At 70.8% G+C, this 8430-nt stretch carries 7 protein-coding genes; 6 read left to right on the forward strand and 1 reads right to left on the reverse strand.

Annotation, left to right across the window (positions count from 1 at the left end):
- Positions 1–154: 154 nt before the first annotated feature.
- Both IF55_RS34695 and IF55_RS34700 read left to right on the forward strand, forming a co-directional pair.
- A complete protein-coding gene (locus tag IF55_RS34695) occupies positions 155–1711 on the forward strand; it encodes an RNA polymerase sigma factor (protein ID WP_211270084.1) in 1557 nt (518 codons plus the stop codon).
- 159 nt (positions 1712–1870) lie between these two features.
- The gene (locus tag IF55_RS34700; protein WP_030884413.1) at positions 1871–2677 is read left to right on the forward strand and encodes a S1 family peptidase; all 807 of its coding nucleotides are present in this window, start codon (positions 1871–1873) and stop codon (positions 2675–2677) included.
- Positions 2678–2829: 152 nt separating this feature from the next.
- Here IF55_RS34700 and IF55_RS34705 read toward each other — a convergent pair whose 3' ends face one another.
- On the reverse strand, positions 2830–3060 hold the full coding sequence (locus IF55_RS34705) for a DUF7455 domain-containing protein (protein ID WP_030884410.1): 231 nt from the start codon (positions 3058–3060) through the stop codon (positions 2830–2832).
- Between the two features lie 434 nt (positions 3061–3494).
- Between IF55_RS34705 and IF55_RS34710 the strand changes: the two genes are divergently transcribed.
- The 4 genes from IF55_RS34710 (at position 3495) to IF55_RS34725 (ending at position 8225) form a co-directional block, all read left to right on the forward strand.
- Positions 3495–5615, forward strand: coding sequence for a DNA gyrase/topoisomerase IV subunit B (locus IF55_RS34710; RefSeq protein WP_030884406.1), 2121 nt, complete (start codon positions 3495–3497; stop codon positions 5613–5615).
- A 127-nt stretch (positions 5616–5742) separates the two neighbouring features.
- Complete coding sequence (locus tag IF55_RS34715) at positions 5743–6231, forward strand: hypothetical protein (protein ID WP_030884403.1); 489 nt, start codon at positions 5743–5745, stop codon at positions 6229–6231.
- Entirely contained in the window at positions 6224–7423 is a 1200-nt protein-coding gene (locus IF55_RS34720; protein WP_048833053.1) for a sensor histidine kinase, read from the forward strand. The genes IF55_RS34715 and IF55_RS34720 overlap by 8 nt, the downstream gene beginning before the upstream one ends.
- A 55-nt stretch (positions 7424–7478) precedes the next feature.
- Positions 7479–8225 (forward strand): response regulator transcription factor, encoded by a 747-nt coding sequence (locus tag IF55_RS34725; protein WP_030884398.1) that lies wholly within the window; start codon positions 7479–7481, stop codon positions 8223–8225.
- Positions 8226–8430 lie beyond the last annotated feature (205 nt).

Raw genomic sequence — 8430 nt, forward strand, 5'->3', positions numbered from 1 at the left:
GTGGCAGCAGAGGAGGGAATACAGCACTCGCCCGAGATGCTGTAGAACTCCGCACTCCCGCCCGCGCCGTCGGTTCATCCTTGCCGTCGGTCGTCGGCTCCGGTCCATTGTGGACGGGGTCGGAAGCCATTTCCATCGTTCCGAGAGGTTGTTCGTGTCGGCCAGCACATCCCGTACGCTCCCCACGGAGATCGCCGAATCCGAGTCTCTGTTGGCGCTCATCGAGCGGGGAAAGGCTGAGGGGCAGATCGCCGGCGATGACGTGCGTCGGGCCTTCGAGGCTGACCAGATTCCGCCAACCCAGTGGAAGAACGTTCTGCGCAGCCTCAACCAGGTCCTCGACGAGGAGGGTGTGACGCTGATGGTCAGTGCCGCAGAGGCGCCCAAGCGCACCCGCAAGAGCGTCGCAGCGAAGAGCCCGGCGAAGCGCACCGCCACCAAGACGGTGGCGGCCAAGACCGCCACGGCCAAGAAGGCCACCGCGGCCGCCACCACTTCCGCCGCCCCGGACGAGGTCGCGGAGGGTGAGGCCGACGACGTCATGGCAGCGCCCGCGAAGAAGGCCGCCGCGAAGAAGGCCGCGGTCAGGAAGCCGGTGGCGAAGAAGGCCACCGCGAAGAAGACGGCCGCGAAGAAGACCGCCGGCAAGAAGGACGTCGACGAGATCCTCGACGACGAGATCGAAGAGGTGCCGGCGCCGGGCAAGCCCGAGGAAGAGGAAGAGGGCGGCGAGAACAAGGGCTTCGTCCTCTCCGACGACGACGAGGACGACGCTCCGGCCCAGCAGGTCGCCGTGGCCGGCGCCACCGCTGACCCGGTCAAGGACTACCTCAAGCAGATCGGCAAGGTCCCGCTCCTCAACGCCGAGCAGGAGGTCGAGCTCGCCAAGCGCATCGAGGCGGGGCTGTTCGCCGAGGACAAGCTGGCCAACTCCGACAAGCTCGCGCCGAAGCTCAAGCGCGAGCTGGAGATCATCGCCGAGGACGGCCGCCGCGCCAAGAACCACCTCCTGGAGGCCAACCTCCGCCTGGTGGTCTCCCTGGCCAAGCGCTACACCGGCCGCGGCATGCTCTTCCTGGACCTCATCCAGGAGGGCAACCTCGGTCTGATCCGCGCGGTCGAGAAGTTCGACTACACCAAGGGCTACAAGTTCTCGACGTACGCGACGTGGTGGATCCGCCAGGCCATCACGCGCGCCATGGCCGACCAGGCCCGCACCATCCGTATCCCGGTGCACATGGTCGAGGTCATCAACAAGCTCGCGCGTGTCCAGCGCCAGATGCTCCAGGACCTGGGCCGCGAGCCCACGCCGGAGGAGCTGGCCAAGGAGCTCGACATGACCCCCGAGAAGGTCATCGAGGTCCAGAAGTACGGCCGCGAGCCCATCTCGCTGCACACTCCGCTGGGCGAGGACGGCGACAGCGAGTTCGGCGACCTCATCGAGGACTCCGAGGCGGTCGTCCCGGCCGACGCGGTGAGCTTCACGCTCCTCCAGGAGCAGCTTCACTCGGTGCTGGACACGCTCAGCGAGCGCGAGGCCGGTGTGGTGTCGATGCGGTTCGGTCTCACCGACGGCCAGCCGAAGACCCTCGACGAGATCGGCAAGGTCTACGGGGTGACGCGCGAGCGCATCCGCCAGATCGAGTCGAAGACGATGTCGAAGCTGCGCCACCCGTCGCGTTCCCAGGTGCTCCGCGACTACCTGGACTGAGCCTGATCTCTGCGAAGCGTCCGAAGCGCCCCCGGCCACCGAGTTCCACGGCCGGGGGCGCTTCGCCGTGCCGCGTGGGGCCCGCGGTGCCGGGATGCGATGAGGGCCATACGGAGTGACGCTGGGTACGCAGTACACTCCGCACGGTCAGGAGGTCGTATGCGTTCTCTCATTTCCGCGCTGCTCGGTGCCCTCGCGTTGGTGGTGGCGGTGCCGAGTCCGGCGCTGGCGGACCGGATAGTCGTCGGGGGGCAGCAGGTGCAGGTCGCGGACGCCCCCTGGGTGGTGGCCCTGGCCAGCCGGAGCCGCTTCGGGGCGGCGCGCTCGGGGCAGTTCTGCGGCGGCGTGATGGTCTCGCCCACGGCGATGGTGACCGCCGCGCACTGCCTGGGCCGGGAGGTGCTCGGCGTGGAGCGGAAGGACGTGCGGGACCTGCGGGTGCTTGTGGGGCGCGAGGATCTGCGGGGGACGGGCGGGCGCGAGATCGAGCTGAAGGGGGACTGGGTCAACCCCGACTACGACTCCGTGAGCAACGCCGGAGATGTGGCGGTGCTCACACTGGCGGAGCCGGTGCCCGCCTCCGATGTCATTCGAATGGCCCCCAAGGGCGACGTCGCGTACCGGCCGGGCGGCACGGCTTCGGTGTACGGCTGGGGCGACACCACGGGCAAGGGGCGCTACGCCTCCACCCTGCACGCGGCCCAGGTGCGGGTCCTGGAGGACGCGCGGTGCCGGCGCGCGTACCCGGGCAGTGCCGACGGTACGTACCGGCCCTCCTCGATGCTCTGCGCGGGGCAGCCGGGGGGTGGGCGCGATGCCTGCCAGGGGGACAGCGGCGGCCCGCTGGTGGCCCGTGGGCGGCTTATCGGGCTGGTGTCCTGGGGCAGCGGCTGCGGGGAGCCGAAGAGCCCCGGTGTCTATACGCGGATCTCGGCGGTCGCCCCGCTGGTGACCGCGCACGGTTGAGGGTCATGGCGCGGCGGCGGGGCGGGTGCGGCGAGGGGGCCGGGCCGCCCGCGGCGGGTCCGGACACGAGAGCGGGCGGCGTTCCCTGGGTTGGGATAGCCGCCCGCGGCTGTCCGGCCTGGCCGGACCTCGCTCGTCGTGGATGCGATGTGTCAGCGTTCCTCATCGGACGCGGACGCCGGTGCAGCGGTGAGCCGCTCCGTCTCGTCCTGTATTTCCGCGGCGATCTTCTTGAGTTCTGGCTCGAACTTGCGCCCATGGTGGGCGCAGAACAGCAGTTCACCGCCGCTCATCAGAACGACGCGCAGGTAAGCCTGGGCGCCGCAGCGGTCGCAGCGGTCTGCGGCCGTCAGCGGGCTCGCGGGGGTCAGAACAGTAGTCACGTCGCCTCTTCTCTAGCTCGACGAGCTGTCGTACCAGGGTCAACATCCAACCAGGCCGAAAACGTTCCCGCTGCCGGCTTTTCCTCGAAATTTCCTTCCGAGGGGTCGGATCCTGACGGTTTGGCGGCGAATGAGCCGTAGTGCGTTGGCTTACGGTTTCACGTCGCTTGTCGGTATGCGTCCTCCCGGCTGGGTTGCCGGCTTGTTGAAGAGGACGTGCCCGGAGCCTAAATGGTTCATGCCTCCAAGGGAACGTGATGTGGGCGTCACCCCATCGAGGGATCGAACGTACGAACGACTCTGGACTACCATGGGCGTTCTCATGGGTGGCGGCACAAAGGCTCTATCAGGCGTCGGTACCCTCTGAACGGCGACCGAGCCAACCTCTGAACCCGGACTCGGGTCAGACAGAAATTCAGCGAGGAGCGAACCGCGTGACCGCCGATACGTCCGTGACGTCCACCGCATTGCTGACCGGGGCAGACCGGGACGAATCCAACTACACCGCGCGGCACCTACTCGTCCTTGAGGGCCTGGAAGCCGTCCGCAAGCGCCCCGGCATGTATATCGGGTCGACGGACAGCCGCGGCCTGATGCACTGCCTCTGGGAGATCATCGACAACTCCGTGGACGAGGCCCTGGGCGGCTACTGCGACCGCATCGAGGTGATCCTCCACGACGACGGCTCCGTGGAGGTCCGGGACAACGGCCGCGGCATCCCCGTCGACATCGAGCCGAAGACCGGCCTCTCCGGCGTCGAGGTCGTGCTGACCAAGCTGCACGCCGGCGGCAAGTTCGGCGGGGGGTCGTACGCCGCCTCCGGCGGCCTGCACGGCGTCGGCGCCTCCGTGGTCAACGCCCTCTCCTCGCGGCTCGACATCGAGGTCGACCGCAACAGCAAGATCCACTCGATGAGCTTCCGCCGCGGCGTCCCCGGGATCTTCACCGAGTCCGGGCCGGACGCGCCCTTCGACCCGGCGAACGGCCTCCACAAGGGCAAGCGGGTGCCCAAGACCCGCACCGGCACCAGAATCCGCTACTGGGCCGACCGGCAGATCTTCCTCAAGGACGCCAGGCTCTCCCTGGAGACGCTGCACGGCCGCGCCCGGCAGACCGCCTTCCTGGTGCCGGGGCTGACCCTCGTCGTGCGCGACGAGCGCGGCCTCGACGGGGAGGGGAAGACCGAGGAGACGTTCCGCTACGACGGCGGCATCAGCGAGTTCTGCGAGTACCTCGCCCAGGACAAGGCCGTCTGCGATGTGCTGCGTCTGAGCGGCCACGGGACCTTCAAGGAGACCGTCCCGGTCCTCGACGACCGCGGGCATATGACCCCGACCGAGGTCACGCGCGACCTCGCCGTCGACATCGCGCTGCGCTGGGGCACCGGCTACGACAGCACGATCCGCTCCTTCGTGAACATCATCGCGACCCCCAAGGGCGGCACCCACGTCTCCGGGTTCGAGCGCTCCCTCACCAAGACGGTCAACGAGGCGCTGCGCTCCGCCAAGCTGCTGCGGGTCGCGGAGGACGACGTCGTCAAGGACGACGCCATGGAGGGGCTCACCGCGGTCGTGACCGTGCGGCTGGCGGAGCCGCAGTTCGAGGGGCAGACCAAGGAGGTGCTCGGCACCTCGGCGGCGTCCCGGATCGTCGGAAACGTGGTCGCCAAGGAGCTCAAGGCGTTCCTGACCTCGACCAAGCGGGACGCCAAGCAACAGGCGCGGTCGGTCATGGAGAAGATCGTCGCCGCGGCCCGTACGCGCATCGCGGCGCGGCAGCACAAGGAGGCCCAGCGGCGGAAGACGGCGCTGGAGTCGTCCTCCCTGCCGGCCAAGCTGGCCGACTGCCGCAGCGACGACGTCGACCGCAGCGAGCTGTTCATCGTCGAGGGGGACTCGGCGCTGGGCACGGCGAAGCTCGCGCGGAATTCGGAGTTCCAGGCGCTGCTCCCGATCCGCGGCAAGATCCTCAACGTCCAGAAGTCGTCCGTCTCGGACATGCTCAAGAACGCCGAGTGCGGCGCGATCATCCAGGTCATAGGGGCCGGCTCGGGACGTACCTTCGACATCGACGCCGCGCGCTACGGCAAGGTCCTGCTGATGGTCGACGCCGACGTCGACGGCGCGCACATCCGCTGCCTGCTGCTCACGCTCTTCCAGCGCTATATGCGGCCGATGGTCGAGGCCGGCCGGGTCTTCGCCACCGTGCCGCCGCTGCACCGGGTCGAGCTGGTGAACCCCAAGAAGGGCCAGGACAAGTACGTGTACACGTACTCGGACAGCGAGCTGCGGCAGACGCTGCTGGAGTTCGACCGCAAGGGGACGCGCTACAAGGACAGCATCCAGCGGTACAAGGGCCTCGGCGAGATGGACGCCGACCAACTGGCCGAGACCACGATGGACCCGCGCCGGCGGACCCTTCGGCGGATCAACATCAGCGACCTGGAGGGTGCCGAGCAGGCATTCGACCTGCTCATGGGCAACGAGGTGGCCCCCCGGAGAGAGTTCATCACCAGCGCGGCGTCCACGCTGGACCGGTCCCGCATCGACGCCTGAGCCCCGTCCACCCCCGGGTGGAGAGGCGATCTCCACCCGGGGCCCACCCGTGCGCCGATCCGCCGGCCGGCGGGTCTCCGTAGCTTCGGGAGCGTTGTCCGCTCCTGCCGCTACGGAGGCTCTCCCCATGTCCGGTCTGGTCGATGTCGCGGTGATCGCCGCGATCCTCGTACTGGTGCTGCTGCGCCAGTTCGCGCCGCAGCGAGTGGCCTCGGACGTGCGGCGGTGGTGGGTGCTGCCCGCGGTGCTGATCTTCATGGCGGTACGGAAGCCGGGGCTGGTCGACCACGCGCACGAGGTCGTGTCGGTGCTGCTGCTGGCGGCCGGGGTGCTGGCCGGGCTGGCGACGGGCGCGGGCTGGGCGTGGACCACGCGGGTGTGGTCGGACGCGTCGGGCGCGCTGTGGGCGCAGGGCGGCAAGGCGTCGGCCCTGGTGTGGGCCGGTGGGGTGGTGCTCCGGCTGGCCCTGCACGCGGTGGGGGCCGCGGCCGGTGTCCACCAGGGCTCGGCCGCGACGATGCTGACCGCGGCGGCCATGCTGCTGGCCCGCAGCGGGCTGGTGGTCTGGAAGGCACAGGGCGCGCGGCCGGCGTACCGTGTCCCGGCCGATGAGTGAGAGCGCCGCCGCGACGGAAGGACCGTACGTGCCCGTCGAGAGCTGGAGGGCCTGGCCCTACCGCGAGTCGCTGTCGGACGCGGGGGTGCCGCGCCGTCGGATCGCGATGAGCCAGTGCGTGCGGTTCACGCTGGTCGTGCTCATCGCCTGGCAGGCGTTCCAGGAGGGGGCCTTCCACGGCTGGGGGCTGCTGGTGCTGGCCGGGGGTCTCGTGGTGTTCGCGGCCGTGGCGCGGGGTTACTTCCGGTCCACGCTGGATCACCGGCTGCTGGCTTCGCTGGGGCTGTTGGGGTTGCTGTTCGCCCTGGGTGTCGTGGTGCAGATCTACGGGGCGCACGGACCCGCCCGGTCGCTCTGGGCCGTGGGCGCGATCCTCGCCGTGGAACGGCTGCCGATGGCGTACGCGCTGCCCGGCGCCGCGGTGCACGTACTGGCGTACGGGCTGCTGAGCGAGGACCGGACGGTGGTGACCGCGGGGACCTGCCTCGGCCTCATGCTGGTCGGCTACGCGCTCCGGCTCGACGCGGAGGCGCGCGGCACCGGTTTCCGGCTGCTGGCGCAGGAGCGGGCCGCGCGGGTGGCGGAGGCCGAGTCGGCGGCGCTCGCCGAGCGCGCCCGGATCGCCCGCGAGATCCACGACGTCCTCGCCCACAGCCTCTCCGCGCAACTGGTGCACCTGGAGGCGGCGCGGCTGCTCATCGAGCGCGGCGAGAGCGACGAGCGGATTCTGGAGCGCGTCGTCCTGGCCCGTGGCATGGCCCGCGAGGGGCTGGCCGAGACGCGGCAGGCGCTGTCGGCGCTGCGCGGCGAGATGGCCCAGGTCGGGGACTTTCTGCGAGAGGTCGCCGAATCCCAGGGGGCCGCCATCGAGGTGTCGGGCGTGCCGCGGCAACTGCCCGCGGAGGCCGGGCTGGCGGTGCGCAGGGTCGTTCAGGAGGCGCTGACGAACGTCCGCAAGCACGCGCCGGGCGCTGCGGTCCGGGTGCGCTTCGCCTATCTGGACGACGCGGTGGAGCTGGAGGTCCGGGACGGGGGAGCGCGGCGGCCGGCCGGGGAGCTCGCGTCCACCGGCTCCGGGTACGGTCTCCTGGGGATGCGGGAGCGCGCCGAACTGCTCGGCGGCGCCTTGGAGGCCGGTCCGGCGGAGCCGGGACAGGAGGGGTTCGTGGTACGGCTGCGGGTACCCGCGTGACGCGTGTGTGGCAGGGGGCGGCATGGGAGGCGCGGGCGGCGTGGGCGGCGGCCTGATGGGGGCCGGACCGACGGGGGCCGGCTCGCCGCGGCCGGTGGCCCGGGTCGTCGTGGCCGATGACCAGACCGTGGTGCGCGAGGGCATCGTGATGCTGCTGGGGCTGTTGCCGGGCATCGAGGTGGTCGGTTCGGCCCGCGACGGCGAGGAGGCGCTGCGGCTGGTCGCCGAACACGCCCCGGACGTGGTGCTGATGGACCTGCGCATGCCGCGCTGCGACGGCGTCGAGGCGACGCGCCGGATACGCGCCGAGCACCCGGGCACGCAGGTCGTGGTCCTGACCACCTACGCCGACGACGACTCCCTCTTCCCGGCGCTCCAGGCCGGCGCGCGCGGCTACCTCACCAAGGACGCCGACGCCGACGAGATCGTACGGGCGGTGGCGCACGTCATGTCCGGCGACGCCGGGCTGTCGCCGCAGATCCAGCGGCGGCTCCTGGACCGGCTCGCCACGGCCGCCCCGGAGGCCGGCGCCTTGCAGGCTGCCGCTTCGGAAACCGCCGCGCCGGAGGGGCCCCGCGAGCTGCCGGACGGGCTGACGGCTCGGGAGGCCGAGGTGCTCGCGCTGGTCGCCGACGGCCTCTCCAACGCCGAGATCGCCGGTGGCCTGCACGTCTCCACGGCCACGGTGAAGACCCACATCAACAACCTGTTCGCGAAGACGGGGGTGCGCGACCGGGCGCAGGCGGTGCGGTACGCGTACCGGCACGGGATCGCGAAGCCCCCGGAGGCCGCAGGGGGTTGACGGGCCGCTTTTCGCCTGCCGCCGGGGGCGCGGTCAGGGGGCCGATGCGTCGTACGAGGCCGATGCGCCGTACGGGGCCGATGGGCTGTACGGGGCCTGCGGGCCGTACGGAAGCTGACGGGCGGCCTGCGTGCGGCGGGCAGGGGGTGTCAGGGGGTGTCAGGGGCTGTCTCTTATACACATCTCCGAGCCCACGAGACCAGAG

The sequence above is a fragment of the Streptomyces varsoviensis genome (genome assembly GCF_000718635.1).
In the GTDB taxonomy this organism is placed as follows: Bacteria; Actinomycetota; Actinomycetes; order Streptomycetales; family Streptomycetaceae; genus Streptomyces; species Streptomyces varsoviensis.

Bases quoted from the DNA above. Each gene is read 5' to 3' on its own strand.
- IF55_RS34700 (WP_030884413.1), top strand. From the start codon at position 1,871: ATGCGTTCTCTCATTTCCGCGCTGCTCGGTGCCCTCGCGTTGGTGGTG.
- IF55_RS34715 (WP_030884403.1), top strand. From the start codon at position 5,743: ATGTCCGGTCTGGTCGATGTCGCGGTGATCGCCGCGATCCTCGTACTG.
- IF55_RS34720 (WP_048833053.1), top strand. From the start codon at position 6,224: ATGAGTGAGAGCGCCGCCGCGACGGAAGGACCGTACGTGCCCGTCGAG.
- IF55_RS34725 (WP_030884398.1), top strand. From the start codon at position 7,479: ATGGGGGCCGGACCGACGGGGGCCGGCTCGCCGCGGCCGGTGGCCCGG.